The following is an 18,100-nucleotide window of genomic DNA, read 5'->3' on the forward strand; positions in this document are numbered from 1 at the left end:
CATCATTCTCCAATTTTTATGATCATGGTGACCATGCCGATGCTGGTGAAGTGTTTTCAGGTTCAAGTTCACGCAAAATGATTTCCTGTACTTGCACATTGACAGGAATACCATAACTTGCCAAACAATCTGCCACCGTTCTTTTACCAGTCGTACCTGCCACTCCCTCGTCCAAGGCGTCATTGATATAGCCTACCGATGAGGCACCACCAATACAGTCTTTTTGTACTGTAGCCAAATCAGCGCTTGCATAACTTGGTAAAATCGACGTGGTTGTTATCCGTACCCGTGTAACTGGTGTTTTACTATTCTGTGCAACTGAATTGAGAGATAAATCACCGCCAGATTCTAAAAGTGCGCCAGCCTCCAAACTTTTGTCTGCATCAGTCGGAATTCTGACAGCAACCTGAGTCACCACAGCTTCACGTGCGCTACCAAAATCCTGTTCCAAGTTACAAAAGCCATTTCGACTCGTTTGCGTTGAATCTATAGTCGCCTTGGTATCCCAAACAGCATTTGCATCAGGAGGAACTAAAACCGTTGCATCCATACTCGCAGCCATTTGTTGATTTGATGTAGGTTTATAGCAAAAAATATATTCTTTGCCAGGTGCAGTTTGATGCTCCTTTACTGCAGCCCCAATCACAATATCAACCCCATTAAGCATTTTATAATCTGCCACATTAAGGAACTGGTTCGTAGGAGTATCACCTGTCTGTACCAATAGTTGCCCAATTTGACTATTAGTTGCAATGTTGAGTGAAGTAATGGCTGTACGTATTGCAATAATACCAATAATCGTAATGAGCAATAATAGAATCAGTACAACAATCAGGGTTGCGCCTTGTTGTTGATGGCGAGATATTGTCCTGGACTTCATAGTCTTTCTCCCAAACCATTGCGAAGCGCAACCGTGGTACTATATACACGACGTGCATATTTGGTATCTTTATCTTTTAATTCGACTTTTTGATTTAAAATATCAATTTTTTGGGTGGGATCAATTGCACTATTGCGAGTGTTGTCCACAGAACGAACCAACACCCCCAGTTTTACAGAAACAATTCGAGGTGGAACTGTAGGAGGAGCAGCCGCACGCGCTGCAGCTGCAAGGGTCCGATACTGATTCACTGTATAATAGGCAAGGTTACCATTTGCCGCCCGTGTACCAAGCTGTATCGTAAAGTGGTCAACTCGTGGCATAATCACCTGACCTGCATCACCGAAACCTGTAGGTACGATTTTTAGTGGGTCTGGTTTTGATGATACGGGAGTATTTGCATCACAAGCCAAGCCATATTCTGTGCTTGTTGTACTATCAGGATCATCAGCAGGGCGTAAAAAATAACGCTGAATCACATAATCGCCCTCCTGCACGTTTGCTCCCTCACAATTGACCATTGCATTTGGTGCAATGAATTGAATCGTGAGTTGATCACTTGACAAATCAACATTTGAGAGGCCGCGCCACTCATTCTTCACTGTACTGGCAGCCTCAGTTGACCCTACGCTATGTGTGAGTAAACCGTTTGAGATAAAAGGCGCTTTGTCTGGAATTGGAAGGTTAACATTTGTTCCTGCTCCAGTACGGGCAGTTAATACAACCCCCCCCCAAGGAGTTTGTTCAGTTAGTGCTGGATTATTAATGTTGGTATAATTGGCTAAACGAATATCACGCACTACATAATCCAAACCAAATACACCACTATTTTGCAACTCCGCATTTGCTTCTTGCATTCTAGAACTCAATAGCCCTCCAGTAAAAAGTTGTATAGCTGCGGCTGTGATAACCAACCCCAATGCTAAAGCGACCATGAGTTCAATCAGGGTAAAACCTTGTTGCTGCATTGATCTATGAAAAACAGTATATGGAGTTTTCATTAATATGCCTCCATCATCAAACAGTTAGAACTATTTACATATACACCCGTCGCGCTCATACATTTACTTACATCAGCAGCCATGTTAGTTGCACTAATTGTAGTATCCCCCCAAGCGGCATATAGGCATTGTCTTTTTACTGGCGCAGACGTAACTCCAGGACAAATATCCATAGTAATATTCATGCCAAGATCAAAGGCATTTTTTGCTGTCAAAAAAGCATCATAGGTTGCCATTTCTGCTGGAGTACAGGTTATAGATGGGTTTAGGCAGGTTTTTGTCGGGGCTGTAGGTGTCGAAGTTATATTGGTATAGTTTCTTACAGCAACTGGATAATTATTTTGAGCAGCAGGGTTCGCTCGCATATTCTCTGTCAACCCACGCAAGACCATGATTCCTTGAGAGCGCATTAAAGCCTCACCAGAAGCATCAACAGCTCTAAGCTGTAAAATGGTATATCCCAACACGCCAACAGCAAGTAGTAGCAAAGCAACCAATACTTCGATCAACCCCACCCCTTTTTGATATCTATTATTGAGATTCATTAGCATGTTCCTTCAACTGGCTTCTCATTTCCAAACCTTGTTACTTTTATTTCTCTTTTTTTGCCTGATTTACAGAAACTAAATATTGTTGTTGCTGTAGTGGTACTACCTATTTCAGTAAATAGAACTCCTACCGCACTTGTAGATTCAACTACGATTAGTGAATCAATCTGCACAGAAATTACACGATTTTGTTGTGCTTTTACTTTTTCTGCTGCTGACATGGCTGCATAGCCAGGAAGTACAACTGCTGTTGCACATTTGTCTTTGGTAAAATCATTATCTGTATTCGTTTTATTTAGACATAATGCTACAGTTGTTTTCATCATTGCGGCTTGTGATTTTGCCTGATTAATTGCAAGGGCTAATTCACGTGTCGATGCATTGAGCTTTTGCTCTGTCATCATATTGCCAAAAGATGGAGCAGCCAATGTCACAATAATCGCCAATATAGCAATTGTCACTATCAACTCGATTAAGGTGAATCCCCGATTTTTCCCCATCGCCTACACCCAACTCTTTTAAAATTCCTTACTCTATATTAAATTTATTTTTTACAGAACCAATACAAAGCAGATAAGAATTATAAAAAAACGGATGGAGTGTCGTCCATCCGTTTTAAGTTCACATTTTTCTATACAAATTAGGCCTGTATCACCTGTATTCGTAACTCTTTAGGTAGGCTAAAAGTGATATTTTCCTCTCGCCCTTGAAGCTCTTGAGGAGGGGTCGCTCCCCAATCCTGTAAACGCTGAATGACCTGCTTGATTAGAATTTCAGGTGCAGATGCACCAGCTGTCACACCAATTTTACTGTCTGGCTTAAACCAATCTTTTTCAAGTTCATCCGCATTATCAACCAAATAAGCTGATTTATCCATACGTTCAGCCAGTTCACGCAAACGGTTTGAATTGGATGAATTTGGCGAACCCACGACCAATACGACATCACATTTTTCTGCAAGATCACGTACTGCATCCTGACGATTCTGCGTTGCATAACAGATGTCATCTTTACGTGGCCCCTGAATTTTTGGAAACTTGGTTCTTAGGGCATCAATTACTTTGGCCGTATCATCAATCGAGAGTGTTGTTTGGGTCACAAATGCCACTTTTTCAGGATGTCTCACCATTAAGGCCTCAACATCCTGTTCATCCTCAACCAGATAGATCTCTCCACCTCTGGACTTATCGTATTGCCCCATCGTTCCTTCAACTTCAGGATGCCCCTCATGCCCGATCAGAATCGCTTCAGTACCCTCACGCGCGTACTTGGTCACTTCAATATGAACCTTGGTGACGAGTGGGCAGGTTGCATCAAACACTTTTAAGCCACGGCGATCCGCCTCCTGCTGTACAGCCTTGGAAACACCATGTGCACTAAAGATGACAATGGAATCATCAGGAACCTGATCAAGCTCATCTACAAAAACAGCACCACGCTGACGTAGGTCATCCACCACAAACTTGTTGTGCACCACTTCATGGCGTACATAAATTGGTGGATTAAAACATTCCAATGCTCGATTGACGATGGCAATCGCACGGTCAACACCAGCACAAAAACCTCGTGGATTGGCGAGTACAATTTCCATAACATCCTCTCTCATCATCTGAATATTTATGCCAAACTATTTCGTTTCATGGCACGCTACACTACAATAGCCAAGATATTTTATCATATCAGGAAAAATATCATGTCGGGTCTATTGTTTGTCGTTTCTGCGGCCTCAGGAACAGGCAAAACCTCCTTGGTTAAAGCCCTACTCGATCGTGTCAGCAACTTGCATGTTTCTGTCTCACACACCACACGAAGCCAACGCCCTGGTGAGCTTGACGGCGTTCACTATCATTTTACCAGCAAAGACCATTTTTTAGCCCAGGTTGAACAGGGCGGTTTTATTGAGTTCGCCGACGTATTCGGAAATTATTACGGCACATCGCAAGCCAAGGTAAAAGAACAACTACAACAAGGCCACGATGTATTACTCGAAATTGACTGGCAGGGTGCTGAACAGGTGCGTCGACTTTTTCCTGAATCCAAGCAAATTTTTATCCTCCCCCCGACCCAGTACGATTTAAGACAACGTCTTTCCAACCGTGGTACAGACTCAGTTGAAGTAATTGAACACCGCCTGAGCTGTGCAGTGGAAGATATGCGTCATTTTGCAAATTTTGATTACGTGATTATCAATGACGATTTTAACAAGGCCGTTCATGATTTGGAGGCGATCATCACTGCCAACCGCTTGGTCACCTTGCAGCAAAGCGCTCGCCACCAACAGCTCATCGCAAACCTGATTACGCTTAATCGCGACTGACTTTAGTCAGGAATGGCTTGAGTCTTGCATAAAAGCCTTTTATACTACTCAGTCTTTCAAATGTGATGTTCAGACGAGACAACTTATGGCACGTGTAACCGTTGAAGATTGTTTAGACCATGTAGATAACCGCTTCGAGTTGGTACTGGTGGCGAGTAAACGTGCACGTCAATTGGCACGTCAAGGTATCGAACCAACTGTAGAATGGGATAATGACAAACCAACCGTGGTTGCATTACGTGAAATTGCAGTGGGTCATGTCACTAAAGAGATTCTAAAACAACGCGACCAGGACTATCAGACTTCAAACCTTGATATGGTATTGTCTACAAATTCATTAAATTTAGAAGGCTTCACTTTCTAAAACGAATTTGCTTTGCATAAAGCCCACTGTGAATACACTGGGCTTTTTTGTTTTGGAAAAAAACTGCTTTATATATTGATAAAAGCAATATACTTCATTGGAAAAATTTACGAGTTTTTATAATGAACAAATTGACAAGTTTAGTAATATGCTTTTCATTAGAGACTAGTGTCATTTTATTCTAATTCATATCAAAAAGGTGTTTTATGCCAGGCGAAGAGGTCAGCCAAGCCAAGCAACAACTTAAAGTGATTATTGATGCCTATCTTAAGGATAGTGATGTTCAACACGTGCTTGCTGCCTGTGATTTTGCCGATTTAGCGCATAGTGGCATCACCCGTAAAAGTGGAGAACCCTACGTTCTGCATCCGATTGCTGTCAGCTGTATTCTGGCACATATGCGTCTTGATGCGGATACACTTATGGCAGCCTTATTACATGATGTGATTGAAGACACGGAGTTCTCCAAGGAAGAAATTGGCCAGAAGTTCGGTACTGTGGTTGCGGAACTAGTTGATGGTGTGACCAAGCTCAGCCATTCCAGTGACAAGGAATATAACAAGGCAGCCTCTTTCCGAAAAATTCTGCAGGCCACCTTACAGGACCCACGTGTCATTATTATTAAACTCGCTGACCGTTATCATAATATGACCACATTGGGTGCGTTGCGCCCAGACAAGCGCGCACGCATTGCACAGGAAACCTTTGATATTTTTGTACCTATGGCCCGTCTTGTCGGTATGAATGAAATGGCGGACAACCTGGAACATCTGTGTTATCAGAACCTTGATCTGGACATGTTTAATGATGTGCAAACCGCATTGTTAGAAACCAAGCCTAAACGCTGTGAATATCAGGCGGTATGGGAACAGAAACTAACTAATTTGTTAAAAAGCCATGACCTGAAAGGTCGTATTAAAAAGAAAAATAATAATATTGAACTGTTGCGCCACTTTGTAAAAAATGAGATTGACCTAAACGAACTTAGTCATAGTCATGCCTTTGAAATTATTTTACAAAGCATTGCAGATTGTGACCGTCTGGTAGATGCGCTTAAAGACAACTTTCAGGTTCTACAATATAAAGACCATATTCGCCGCCCCTTACCTGGTGGCAACCAGTCCTTAATGATCAAACTGAAAGGTGAAAAAACCACACTTTCATTGACCATCCAGACTGAACTGATGCGTAAGGCTGCCCGCTTTGGGGTGGTACTGGGGGAAAATGCGCCTCAGGCCTGCCGTTCAGCCATTCAGGCCTCCATGCAGAATCTTAACACCCTGATTGATAGTGACTGCGCCAAAACCACATTTAGCGATTTGCTTGACTACCTGCATCAGGAAAAAATCTGGGTATACACGCCACATGGACAATTGCATGAACTGCCTCAAGGTGCGACTGTGGTGGACTTTGCCTATTCCGCAAGCCTGTTCCTAGGTAACCATGCGGTAGGTGCTAAGGTTGATGGTGAAATTCGCCCTCTTTCCACCCCGTTGCATAGTGGTCAGGTCATCGAAATTATTACTGATGTACTAGCAACCCCAAACCCAGACTGGCTGAGCTTCATTAATACCCAGAAAGCACGTCGTGCCTTGCAAAACATGCTAAGAGAACAGGATATTGACGAACAACGTCTGGTTGGCCAACAGGCGCTCAATCGTGCTTTAAAACTATTTCATCGCTCAATTGATGACCTTTCCCAAACTGACTGGATTAACGTTTTAGAATGGCGACATTTGAGTAGTAAAGACACCCTATTCGAACAAATTGCGGTGGGTGACCTATTGCCCCAACTCGTCGCAAACCATCTATTTGCACAAGATTACCATTCACAGCACCATGAGACATCTGATCGCCTGATCCTGGGTACTGAAGGGGTTGATGTCAAATATGCGCACTGCTGCAATCCCGTTTTGGGTGATCCCATTCAGGGACATTTATCTCGACGTGGCTTAATCGTGCATCGCTCGCGCTGTCGTAATTTACTACATGAACAACACCTGCATCCAGAAAATATCATGCCACTACATTGGCAGTCTGAAGAAGTGGATGATGTACGTTTCAGTGCCTATCTCTGCATCCATATGATCATGAATGATGAACAGATTTCAGAGTTGATCTACCAATGCCGTAAAGCCAAAATCGGGGTGGAAACAGTCGATTCCCATGATCAAAAAACCTACGTGAATATCGTGGTCAGCAACCGTAAACAGATTGCTCAAATCATCCGTGACCTGCGTATGCACTTTGGCTTTCCTCGCATTGAGCGCCTAAATATGCCAATTGTGCAGGCTGACGTCGCCAAAGTCGGCTAAGGTATTTTGAGGCAAAGATATGTCAGGTAAATATTGAAGCTGATTTACCAAAAATAAAAATTTGAAAACAATAACGACTACACAGTATTCAACAGTTTCGCACCTATACTTTTGTGTTAAAGTCACAGGGTTGCAAGATAGAAAAAATGACATAGGAGAGCTTAATGTCACGTCAAGTTATTCATACTGAACACGCCCCTGCTGCTATTGGAACATATTCTCAGGCAATTCTGGTTGGCAATACGCTCTACCTTTCAGGACAGATTGGTTTAGACCCGTACAGTATGGAACTTGTTGAAGGAATTGAAGCCCAGATTCGCCGAGTATTTGACAACCTTAAGGCGGTCTGTGCCGCTGCTGGCGGAAGCTTGGCAGATATTGCCAAACTGAATATTTTCCTGACCGACCTTTCCCATTTTCAACTTGTAAACCAGATCATGGGTGAATATTTTGCTCAACCCTATCCAGCGCGTGCCGCACTTGGTGTGGCAAGCCTACCAAAAGGAGCATTGGTAGAAATGGATGGTATTGTTATTATTAATCAATAAATTAAAAATAAGTTTAATATTCAACTTAAAAGATTTTAGTCCTAAATTATGCATCACTCTTGCGTGAAAATCCGAGCAGCACTCGGATTTCCGCTCAGGTGATATTTTTTTATTCAAATTCCCAATGATAATATTTCCCTTGTTAGAATGAAATTCATTGACAAACAATAATAATTATCAATAATATCAATTATCGCATTTATATTTGTGGATCACTCCCATGTATGTTTGTTTATGCCGTGGAATCACAGATCAGGATATCAAGGATGCCGTTGCAAATGGCGCTGAAAGTTATCGTGAAATTCGTGATTTACTCGACTTAGGCACCTGCTGTGGTCGCTGTGCTCCAGAAGCTCGCGCCATCATCAGTGATGAGCTTGCTGAAATTGCCGCACGTATTTCTGTTGCTGCATAACCTCTTTCTTTAACTATATTTAACCTATTATTTTACGACTCCACCGCTTCCTGTAGAACTTTAACCGTTCCTCATCAAAGCGGTTTTTTTATAAAAATCATAATAATATCAGGATGTTTTTGATTGTGATTTTCATTTGCCGTTCCATAAACCACTCGCCAGATCATTATTTGTTGATTAAAATCATATAAATTGCCTTAGTTGCTAGGGCATCACTTGGTGTTTTTGGAGTAAGGGCAATGAAAGGCAATCGTGAAGTCATTAATCAACTGAATCAGGTGCTTTATCACCATTTGACTGCAATCAACCAATATTTTTTACATTCCCGCATGTTTAACGACTGGGGAATCTCACAACTGGGTTCAGCTGAATATAAAGAGTCCATTCGCCAAATGAAGCATGCGGACAAGGTCATTGAACGTATCTTGTTTTTAGAGGGATTACCGAATCTACAGCACCTCGGCAAGCTTTATATCGGTCAGCATACAGAAGAAGTCCTTAATTGCGATATTCGCAAGGTTAAGGAAAATATAGTCGCAATTAAACAGGCAGTTGAACTGGCAGAAGCTCAACAGGACTATGTTACCCGTGACTTGGTACAGGAAATCCTAGAGAAAGAAGAAGAATATTGGGACTGGCTCGATACCCAACTCGACCTCATTGAAAATGTGGGTATTGAAAACTATATCCAAAGCCAGATTTAAACAATCAGTTTCAGGCTGAAACCAAGGTAATCTTTGGTTTCAGCCTAGCATAGAACCAAGTAAAAGTTATTATTTTAAATTATGATTTACTTCAACAATGTCAGCCAACCCTATATTCTCTCCATACAACTGTTGCAATATAAAAAGCTGTTGCTCTGCTTCAGCCATCTTTTGGTTGTAAACCAATAACTGGGCATATTTCTTCAGGTTATAAGGCGTTGCCTTGTTCTTAACCATATCCCCCCACTGCATTAAATCCTGATCCGACATAGATACCGTTGGTTTTAATGCAATCCAAACTAGGCGTTGTTGGAATTGAGTCAGTAATAAAATACGTGAACTCCCCATAATCTCTGCTGTAGGTTGCTGTCCCTTGAATAACAATTGGCTATTTTCCTGAAAAACCTTATAGTCCCTCCAGATTATGAATAGCAAAATAAGTGAAAGTACCCAGCAACCAAGAATCACATTTTTATGAAGTGTGATAGCTTTTAAGTTAGGTGTTTGAGCCTGAATCAATCCCAACAGAAAGCCCATGGGCAATAAAAAATAGGCATAACGCTGTGGAAATTCAAGCATTGCATGGATCAGGATGGCACTCACCATCAGCATCGCAACAATTGAAGTAGTGTCTTTCGTATTTTTATTAAGCCAAAGTAGCCATACCGCCATATAGGCAATAATCAAAAGCCCTAGAGGAATCCCGTTCCAGACGAGAATATCCAGCAACACATTGTGTCCGCTAGTCACCCATTCATGTGACGGATGTAGATGGAAAATCGTCATTTGTGCAACACTGGTTTGATTCCAGCCATATCCAAGCCAAGGCTGCTCTTTTAATGCCAAAAGCATTTGAGTCCAGATTTCGAAACGCAGATAGCCTGAACTTGCTCGCTCTACAATGCTATCAGCCTCAATGACCGCCGTTCCAGTAGAACTTTCAATCGCATGGGTAAAGGCAGGAATCCCCCAAGCTGCTATTGCGAAAAAACCAGCACACCATAACGACAGCTTGAGAACATTTAAACGTGGGGTTTGTCTAAACTGTTTGTAAATCCAATAGATGAAAATAAATAAACATACTACCCATGACGTTCGGGATTGACTCAATGCAATTGCAAACAGGATGACTAAACTTGCAGAAGCAAGCAACCATACGGAAGCCTTTTGTTTCTCATATAAATATAAAGCCCCCATTAACCCCATCACCAAAAAAGTCGCCATATTGTTTGGCTGACCAAAATTGGCATAGGGACGATTGCCTTTAAGCTCCATAATGCCATATACACTTGATTCAAGCCCCAGCCATTGTATCATCGCCATCAGGCTAGTAACACTCGCAATAATAAGTAACAGCCAACAAGCCCTTTGCATCAACTGTTCACGAACACTTGGTTGTAACAATAGGTTATACCCCATCACCACCATGGCCCAAAAACCCAATAGATATACTATACTCAATAAGGCAACACTAAAATCAGAGACTAAGCCCCTACTCCATTGCAATAAGGGAACAAATGCAACTGGCAATATATAAAGTTGTAGTTTGGGTATCTGAACATTTTGATTGAGAAAGAGTGAAAATAAAGCTAATGCAGCACCGAAAGTTGCCAATTCACTGGAAAAAGTCACCCAGGGATAGGTATGAAATGGAGCTAGCCACGCAAAACTAAGTAAGAGGCTAGCGAGAATGAGGCATACAGATGGCATAAATTTTACAGGATAGAAAAGCTCATTGAATTATATCGCTAAGCCTTAACATACAAATCAAATATAAGATAAAAACTACAATTTACTTCCAAGGGCGAAGGTCTACAATTTTAATAACATCGTTGTTTTTATCCAACAAAACCACCATATCAACAACATTCGCCTTTAAAGGTACAAAAGCTGTTGCCTGAGGATATTGGCCTAATACATTTTTGACTTGCTGTGAATTATTATATTGTTGAAGTAACTCTAAATTTTGTTTACGATTTTGAATCTGTAACTTAACTTCAGATAAAGAAACATATCGCTCTGGACGTTGTGGAATATCAATACCAGAAAAAACTGACTCAAAGATAATTTTATTATTTTCCTCTGTATTGTTTGAAGCTGTTGCTCCAATCCATTGCGGATAAATCCATGAGGGGTTTCGATATTCTACTTTTGCTTTAGCAAGACCACGGCTGTCAATATCATTTACCCGAACACTGTCAAAACGATCTACATTATAAACCAACCAAACTGGCCTACCTTGAGAAATTGTCCATAGACCGTAACCTAGAGCTGAAACTTGTAATATCACAATGACAGTTAAATCAAAAATCAGTGTTTTTTTCCCTTGCTTATAAACAACCCATGTCAAAAGTGGCCCTAAAATAACATCTATCCCCAACATCATAAAAAAGATATTTGTTACACCAACTGCTTTTGCCAACGGCGCTGGATACCAAATAAAAAATACTATTCCTATAACTATAAGTGCAATACCAATAGAAAACAAAGCATGTATTAAAAAAGCTTTAAGACGAGCAGACATTTGATTCCTATATTCCATCCATGAAAGTTTGTATATTTTATGCCTTATAATATATAACGACAATTACTTGGGATATATTTATAAGCCATAGTTGAACGTACACCACATCCCCATACAATGGGTTGCCCTGAAATAACAGCAGTACTAGGACGAGCTGAATTGCTTACATTTCCCGAACCTGGTGTCAATATCAGATTAGAACCTAATGCAGCATTTAAAACACCTGTATACTCAATTTCGATTTGCCCTTCATCCATGACTGGTGCGGCTAGATTAATAATACCCGAAATACTAATACTACTCACATTCTCAGTAGGAGTGAATTGAAAAGCATAAGATCCTCCTATATTAGGACCAGAACCACTATAAGGTGCCACACTCCCACTAATCATATACCCCAACATCTCAACCACTGCAAGTTTCGCACCGCTAGCCAATAGTAGTCCTTCGGAAACTTTTGTACGTATGGTATAGCTCTGATATGCAGGAATAGCTATCGCAGCCAATATCCCAATAATAGCAACAACGAGCATCAATTCAATAAGTGTAAAACCTTTTATGATCTTCATTATCTAACTCCTTTAAGCATAACTAATTTTATTACTACAATTTTGATGCCAACTTTTTTTTTCATATATAACAACATCTTAATTTAAAGCATAGAGCTATTGATAACAATTTTTGTCAGATTATTCTCATTTATTGCGATTAGGGCCTCTATAGCAATAAAAATAAAAAAACGCATCCGAAGATGCGTTTTACTATTATATACAACTAAATATTAGTTAGCGTAACGGCAATTTGATGGTACATATTTAAATGATGCTTCTTTACCAGACTGTAATGTACAACCCCAAACTACTGGTGCAGCTTGCGATAATGCAGCTGCAGGTAAACCTGTAGTTCCACTATTGACCACACCACTACCAGGTACCAAACGAATTGTAGAAGCTAATGTAGAAGCCAATTGACCTGCATAAGTAATTGTAATTACACCTGATGTATTCAATACAGGAGCTAATACATTTGTAATTTCTGCAATCTCAATAGAAGCTACATTTTCACCCGCAGTATACTCATAACCATAAGAACCTGCGGCAGAAGTACCAGTTCCTGAATAAGCCGCAATCGTACCTGAGTTACGTGTTGCAAAAGTTTCAGCAACTGCAGTTTTTGCAGCATTTGCTAAAGTTAGACCTTCAGTTACTTTTGTACGTACTGTATAACTTTGATATGCAGGAATTGCAATTGCAGCCAAAATACCAATGATCGCTACAACAATCATCAATTCGATAAGAGTAAAACCCTTTTGCATTGTGTTCATAACATTTCTCCAATGTATAAATTTTTATAAGCCTTTCGAGCTACTTTGTATTTAGCATGTTCTATGCCAATCCTTAGCTTAGCCAATTTTAACGCAAAAAAACAGAGACTTAAAGAATATTCTATTTGCTCACATATAAACCAATCCTGACACATGAAAGAAAAAAATGACAAAAAATGTCAACTTTAGCTTTTTATCCTTTATGTTAGAGAGTATCAATCTTGATTATTTTCTAATTGTTTTAAAAATGAGCGAAATAAATCACAAAAAAAATCTTTATAAAGCTAAAAATTTAATCAACCGTTTATCGGAATAAAGAAAACATCCTTTCAATGGAACTTTAAATATACAGATCAGTATATTTACAATTCATTCCAAAAAAAAACAATAACAAAAAAACCAATTTATTTCAGTATAATAGGCTCATTAGGGAGTTCATTTTGATCTTGTAGATCAGTTTTTACATAGTATTGATCTAAAACTTTCCCAATTTCATTCACACCATCAGTCACAGCTCGCAAATATTCTTTTTGAGTCAAGGTAACAACGATATTTTGGCAAATTTTATTCCATGTCGTAGTTTGCGTTGCATTTTTCAAACCCCGATCAATCACAATTTCAACTTTGCGCTCACAAAGGTTTAAGTAGAGTAATACACCACTATTGAGTTCAGTATCCCATACCCCCAACTCAGCAAAAAGCTGTTGAGCACGTAATTGTGTATTCTGGTGATACGCCTGAGAGCAGGGAATATGTCCCTCTATCACCACCTGAATTTCACCGACATGACCTTTTTCAGCCTGTTGCACAGCATTAGCTATGTGCATTCTATCTTGCTTATTGAAATAACGATGCGTAGAAGATATATAAAGGAAGTGTTTAAACCAACGCTTTAAACTTGGTTGAACATGCGCATCCAGTTTAGGCTGAGTAATAATCTGTGTTGTATCTGTCTTTGTTACCATGAGCCTGATGCTCCTCCCCCGCCAAAACTGCCGCCACCACCACTATAACCACCTCCACTGCCGCCACCAAAGCCTCCTCCACCGCCCCCTCGTCCACCACCCGACAAAAAGGCTTGAAAAATAAGCTGTGCCAATGAAGTAATCAGTAGAAAGAAAATTCCGATGCCTAACAACAGGCTCATCACAAGACCAGCACCATTGACCAGTCCCGCAACAGTTACTGCCACAGCCGCAGTGGAAGCACTTAAACGATTACCCACAATAAAGGAACCTACGACACCAGCAATCAGGATAAAGAGTGCCATAGTCAATGTGTTGTCTTTAGCTTGCTGCTCATGTAAGGCTTGGTCATGCCGATCCTTAAGTTCTTGTGCAGCCTGCTGGGCAATTTCAGGGTCAAGGTTTACAATACGGCTAATCTCATCCAGCCCAGCTGAAATTCCCTGTGCATATTGTCCCTGTTTAAATGCAGGCGTAATTTGGTTGCGAATAATACGGCTGAGCACTACATCAGGTAAAACACCTTCCAGACCATACCCTGTTAGAATCTGAATTTTACGGTCATTCACCGCAATTGCTATTAATAAGCCATTATCACGTTTTGCTGAACCAAGCTGCCATTTTTCACCTGTGCGCAAGGCAAAATCAAAAATCGCTTCCTGACCTGTGGTGGGTACAATAATGACACCAATTTGAGCTTTACCTTGTTGATAAAGCGCTAGAATTTTTTGATTGAGTTGCTGTATTTCAGCCTCGTTCAATATCTTAGCTTGATCAATCACAGGTTGGTTTAAAGTGGGTAAACCACGTATAGATTCCCCATCTGCCATATCATTGGCAACTGTAGGTAGTACTGGAGCCTGTTCTGGTGTTATGGTTGTAGTTGATTTATTTTGTTGCTGCTGTTGCTGAATAATTTTTCCAGCAACCACTAGATCACCCTGATCTGTCGCAGTGGCGATCTCAGCCCAGGTTGTATGTTGAAAACAAAGCATCGCAAAAATGATGGCTAAAACATATTTTAATTTTTGCTTTAACTTGATCAACATACGCCCCTCCTAAGCCGAAAACAATTTCAACGATTAATTAAATGAAACTGTTGGCGCCTGTTGTGCAGATGAGTCTGCCTTAAAATTTTCCTTGGTTTTCATCCCAATTACTTTTGCAGTCATCACTTGCGGGAACTGGCGGACATAGGCATTGTAGTCCTGAACTGTTGTAATATAACGGTTACGTGCCACAGCAATACGGTTTTCCGTTCCTTCGAGCTGGGCTTGCAAATCACGGAACTGTTCATTAGCCTTTAGATCAGGATAGTTTTCAGAAACTGCAATCAAACGTGATAAGGCACCCGTCAACTGACTCTGTGCCTGTTGATATTTTTCAAACAGCGCTGGATCCTCCAGCACTTCCTTATCCACTTTTAAACCTGCAACATTGGAACGCGCCTGCGTGACTTCTGTAAGCACCTGCTCTTCATGTTTGGCATAACCTTTCACTACATTGACCAAATTAGGCACAAGGTCAGCACGACGTTGATACTGGTTTTGTACTTCAGACCAGGAAGCATTGACCGCCTCATCTTTCACCTGCAAGGTATTATAACCACAGCCTGTGAACAATAAGGTGCTTGCCAATACAGTTGCGAGCGCAGTTTGTTTGATCACTTTCATAAAAAATTTATCCTCAAGTTTTTCTTTATATTTGTGCATAAAATCATTGTAATAATATTTTTTGTTTGCTGTGTAACATTTATTTGTTGAAATCTTTATATCATTGCATAGAGTCATCTGAAAACTTACTATTTCCCCCTCATATTAGTCTATAATAATTTTTTATTTTTCAGAGCATTAGTGAATGATCATCCGTTTGTGCTATGTAAGTCAACGAGATCAAAATCGAGAAAATCTATTGGAGGAATTACAGGATATTCTCATCACAGCACGTAATTTTAATGCTCAGCATGATATCTGTGGTGTGCTTTATTATGCCGACCATAGGTTTTTTCAATGTCTGGAAGGAGAGAAAAGTATCGTTGAAACACTTTTTGCAAGTATTCAGTCTGATGAACGACATTATCAGGTTATACATCTACAAACAGAAAATATTGAACAACGTCATTTTAGAGAATGGTCAATGAAATATGTACGACGCAATTCAATCCTAAAAGCATTCTTAAAAGAACAAAAGGACCAACCGTCTTCTCCTGATCAATTAGATTCAGAAAGCTTAACCAAATGCTTAAATATATTGATAAAAGCGACTCAAAATAAAGTACAACCAAAGAAAAAAATTGGTTTTAAGTATAGGGGGGTCAACCCTTTAATATAGGAATTAATTTTCCATTCAATAGAATTTTATTTAGCTTTAGTAATTTAAATTGATATATCAAATTGCTGCTTTATTCATAAAACTCATACCTATTAAGATCTATTACCCTATTCCCACATAAATAAACCTTAATTTTCAGTAAATTCATAATGTTAAAGTAATGTACACTTTTGTAAAAACCAATTTAAAAACAAAATAGCAAAAAACAACCATAACCAAATGATATATAAAAACTTTTCACAATAAACTGAACTGTTAATTTTGTTTATTTTTTATACAAATGTAAGCCATTTCCTACAATCATGTAAGTTATTTCTTATTTTCGCTTTCATCTTCTTTTTTATAATGGAAAAACTCAGCAAGAAAGCGTTACTTATTGAATTCAATTAGAATATCTATAAAAAAACTGGCTTTCACGACCCTGTTTTTAGGTTTTTACAAACTCAATAAGTAACAGTAGCGAATAACAAAGATGAGTACCCTGTTCTTTCTACAGCGCGGAAAGAACAGGGTAATATTTTTAATGTTCAATTAGAGTGAGAGTAGAGTATGTATATATTGAAAGATGTACTGGTGTTTTCCATATCAGCGATTGCTTTATGCCTTTTTATTATTTTTTTCAACCATATTGGAATTCCTCCCATTTTTAATCTATGTCTTTCAGCATTTATATATGGTGTCTTTTGTGCTTATTGCTTTTATAACACCAAATTCATTCTTTCATTACTTAGTATTTTCTACATCAGTATTCTTTTTATGAGTTTAGATTCAAAAGTAATTTTGATGTTTTTAATTACTCTCACCAGTTATTTAAATATAAAAGCTATAATTAACTACTTGTTAAAAGTATATCAAAATAAAATGTTAAACAACAAAATCTCAGTATTCATGGAAACAGAAAGATAAATATCTAAAAAAACTGAGCTATTTTATATATAAAATAGCTCTTACCCAATCAATATCAACTATAGAGTCTTGAAGCTGTTTCCTCCTGAAAAGAGATCATGCCATACTCATCGGCCATTCGTGCTTTCCAGTAATTCACCAATTTCGTATAGTCATGCTTTGCAGGATGAAAATCAGCCTGATAATAAGAAAGGTATTCTGGGATCAATTGAACCAACATCTTAGCTAATAAATAGATTCCAAACAGGTTTCCACCAACTTTGGGCAAACTTTCCCATTTATCCTGCCAAATCAATCGGGTGGTGGCATAAAATGTTAAGCTCGCAAACCCTGTTGTTACACTACGCATGAGCAGGCGGCGAATACGATCATCACCATAAATTTCCTGATACACATCGAATGCAACAGAACGATGCTCAATTTCCTCAATCGCATGCCAAACCCAGAGTTTCATCGCGTCATCATCCAGCGTGCTCAAGACTTCTGGATGTTTAAGCACATACCCTCCCAGCATGGCAGTAAAATGCTCAAAGGCACAGGTTAAGGCCAACTGTAATTTAGGGTGGATATTCCGAAGTGCATGATCACGCTTTGCCAGCCAGGCCTGAAAGCGGTCCAGATTATAATCATCACGACGCCATGCATCATTAAACTCGGTATGGGCCTTGGAATGCATCGCCTCCTGCCCAATAAAGGCAGCAATTTGCGCTTGCAACTGCGGGTCTTTTACTTTATCACGCACATTGCGAACACTGTTGACAAAATACTGTTCACCAATTGGAAAGGTTGAAGAAAGTGCGGTTAAAAGATGTGACATTAACGGTGAGTTGGCAAAATAATGCCGTTTTATTTTTTTAGGGTTGAACTGTAGCCGTCGTACCGTAATTCCCAATGCCTTGGGGCGATTTAAATAGGTTTTTTCCATATTCGTATTTGCAAGAGCCATCGTTGTTGCCTG

The 18,100-nt window shown here is 39.7% G+C and carries 20 protein-coding genes; 7 read left to right on the forward strand and 13 right to left on the reverse strand.

Annotated features, from left to right (window positions below; all coding sequences use genetic code 11):
* Positions 1 to 22 precede the first annotated feature (22 nt).
* The 5 genes from N5J47_RS02110 to ispH all read right to left on the reverse strand — a co-directional run bounded on the left by N5J47_RS02110 (position 23) and on the right by ispH (position 4,020).
* On the reverse strand, positions 23 to 880 hold the full coding sequence (locus N5J47_RS02110; protein WP_279958678.1) for a PilX N-terminal domain-containing pilus assembly protein: 858 nt from the start codon (positions 878 to 880) through the stop codon (positions 23 to 25).
* Positions 877 to 1,881, reverse strand: coding sequence for a PilW family protein (locus N5J47_RS02115; protein ID WP_279958679.1), 1,005 nt, complete (start codon positions 1,879 to 1,881; stop codon positions 877 to 879). Before N5J47_RS02115 ends, N5J47_RS02110 begins: the two co-directional genes overlap by 4 nt.
* Positions 1,881 to 2,426, reverse strand: a complete 546-nt coding sequence (gene pilV, locus N5J47_RS02120) for a type IV pilus modification protein PilV (RefSeq protein WP_279958680.1) — start codon at positions 2,424 to 2,426, stop codon at positions 1,881 to 1,883. Before pilV ends, N5J47_RS02115 begins: the two co-directional genes overlap by 1 nt.
* Positions 2,426 to 2,929 (reverse strand): GspH/FimT family pseudopilin, encoded by a 504-nt coding sequence (locus tag N5J47_RS02125; protein WP_279958681.1) that lies wholly within the window; start codon positions 2,927 to 2,929, stop codon positions 2,426 to 2,428. Before N5J47_RS02125 ends, pilV begins: the two co-directional genes overlap by 1 nt.
* Before the next feature lie 140 nt (positions 2,930 to 3,069).
* Positions 3,070 to 4,020 carry a 4-hydroxy-3-methylbut-2-enyl diphosphate reductase gene (gene ispH / locus N5J47_RS02130; protein WP_279958682.1) on the reverse strand — a complete coding sequence of 317 codons (951 nt, stop codon included), beginning with the start codon at positions 4,018 to 4,020 and terminating at the stop codon, positions 3,070 to 3,072.
* Between the two features lie 102 nt (positions 4,021 to 4,122).
* Here ispH and gmk point away from each other — a divergent pair, with 102 nt between their 5' ends.
* From gmk to bfr, 6 genes are all read left to right on the forward strand, one after another.
* Positions 4,123 to 4,746 (forward strand): guanylate kinase, encoded by a 624-nt coding sequence (gmk, locus tag N5J47_RS02135; protein WP_279958683.1) that lies wholly within the window; start codon positions 4,123 to 4,125, stop codon positions 4,744 to 4,746.
* 85 nt (positions 4,747 to 4,831) lie between these two features.
* On the forward strand, positions 4,832 to 5,110 hold the full coding sequence (rpoZ, locus tag N5J47_RS02140; protein WP_004678747.1) for a DNA-directed RNA polymerase subunit omega: 279 nt from the start codon (positions 4,832 to 4,834) through the stop codon (positions 5,108 to 5,110).
* 206 nt (positions 5,111 to 5,316) lie between these two features.
* Positions 5,317 to 7,425 (forward strand): HD domain-containing protein, encoded by a 2,109-nt coding sequence (locus N5J47_RS02145; RefSeq protein WP_279958684.1) that lies wholly within the window; start codon positions 5,317 to 5,319, stop codon positions 7,423 to 7,425.
* 164 nt (positions 7,426 to 7,589) lie between these two features.
* Positions 7,590 to 7,973, forward strand: coding sequence for a RidA family protein (locus tag N5J47_RS02150; protein ID WP_267980760.1), 384 nt, complete (start codon positions 7,590 to 7,592; stop codon positions 7,971 to 7,973).
* A 220-nt stretch (positions 7,974 to 8,193) separates the two neighbouring features.
* Positions 8,194 to 8,388, forward strand: coding sequence for a bacterioferritin-associated ferredoxin (locus N5J47_RS02155; protein ID WP_004678751.1), 195 nt, complete (start codon positions 8,194 to 8,196; stop codon positions 8,386 to 8,388).
* Between the two features lie 239 nt (positions 8,389 to 8,627).
* Positions 8,628 to 9,092 carry a bacterioferritin gene (gene bfr, locus N5J47_RS02160; RefSeq protein WP_279958685.1) on the forward strand — a complete coding sequence of 155 codons (465 nt, stop codon included), beginning with the start codon at positions 8,628 to 8,630 and terminating at the stop codon, positions 9,090 to 9,092.
* Between the two features lie 69 nt (positions 9,093 to 9,161).
* Here the strand turns inward: bfr and N5J47_RS02165 are convergent, their stop codons facing one another.
* From N5J47_RS02165 to N5J47_RS02195, 7 genes are all read right to left on the reverse strand, one after another.
* Complete coding sequence (locus N5J47_RS02165) at positions 9,162 to 10,802, reverse strand: O-antigen ligase family protein (RefSeq protein ID WP_279958686.1); 1,641 nt, start codon at positions 10,800 to 10,802, stop codon at positions 9,162 to 9,164.
* 82 nt (positions 10,803 to 10,884) lie between these two features.
* A complete protein-coding gene (gene tfpZ / locus N5J47_RS02170; protein ID WP_279958687.1) occupies positions 10,885 to 11,616 on the reverse strand; it encodes a TfpX/TfpZ family type IV pilin accessory protein in 732 nt (243 codons plus the stop codon).
* A 44-nt stretch (positions 11,617 to 11,660) separates the two neighbouring features.
* Entirely contained in the window at positions 11,661 to 12,179 is a 519-nt protein-coding gene (locus N5J47_RS02175) for a pilin (protein ID WP_279958784.1), read from the reverse strand.
* Positions 12,180 to 12,397: 218 nt separating this feature from the next.
* Positions 12,398 to 12,940 (reverse strand): pilin, encoded by a 543-nt coding sequence (locus tag N5J47_RS02180; RefSeq protein ID WP_279958688.1) that lies wholly within the window; start codon positions 12,938 to 12,940, stop codon positions 12,398 to 12,400.
* A gap of 404 nt (positions 12,941 to 13,344) precedes the next feature.
* Positions 13,345 to 13,905, reverse strand: a complete 561-nt coding sequence (locus tag N5J47_RS02185; protein WP_279958689.1) for a TPM domain-containing protein — start codon at positions 13,903 to 13,905, stop codon at positions 13,345 to 13,347.
* Positions 13,899 to 14,954, reverse strand: a complete 1,056-nt coding sequence (locus N5J47_RS02190) for a TPM domain-containing protein (protein WP_279958690.1) — start codon at positions 14,952 to 14,954, stop codon at positions 13,899 to 13,901. Before N5J47_RS02190 ends, N5J47_RS02185 begins: the two co-directional genes overlap by 7 nt.
* A 33-nt stretch (positions 14,955 to 14,987) precedes the next feature.
* A complete protein-coding gene (locus tag N5J47_RS02195) occupies positions 14,988 to 15,578 on the reverse strand; it encodes a LemA family protein (protein WP_279958691.1) in 591 nt (196 codons plus the stop codon).
* Positions 15,579 to 15,762: 184 nt separating this feature from the next.
* On the opposite strand from N5J47_RS02195, the gene N5J47_RS02200 reads away from it, so the two are divergent.
* Complete coding sequence (locus tag N5J47_RS02200; RefSeq protein ID WP_279958692.1) at positions 15,763 to 16,236, forward strand: BLUF domain-containing protein; 474 nt, start codon at positions 15,763 to 15,765, stop codon at positions 16,234 to 16,236.
* Between the two features lie 961 nt (positions 16,237 to 17,197).
* On the opposite strand, the gene N5J47_RS02205 is transcribed toward N5J47_RS02200, so the two are convergent.
* A complete protein-coding gene (locus N5J47_RS02205; RefSeq protein ID WP_279958693.1) occupies positions 17,198 to 18,088 on the reverse strand; it encodes a metal-dependent hydrolase in 891 nt (296 codons plus the stop codon).
* Positions 18,089 to 18,100 lie beyond the last annotated feature (12 nt).

The organism is Acinetobacter sp. GD03645 (assembly GCF_029845285.1).
GTDB classification, from domain to species: domain Bacteria; phylum Pseudomonadota; class Gammaproteobacteria; order Pseudomonadales; family Moraxellaceae; genus Acinetobacter; species Acinetobacter corruptisaponis.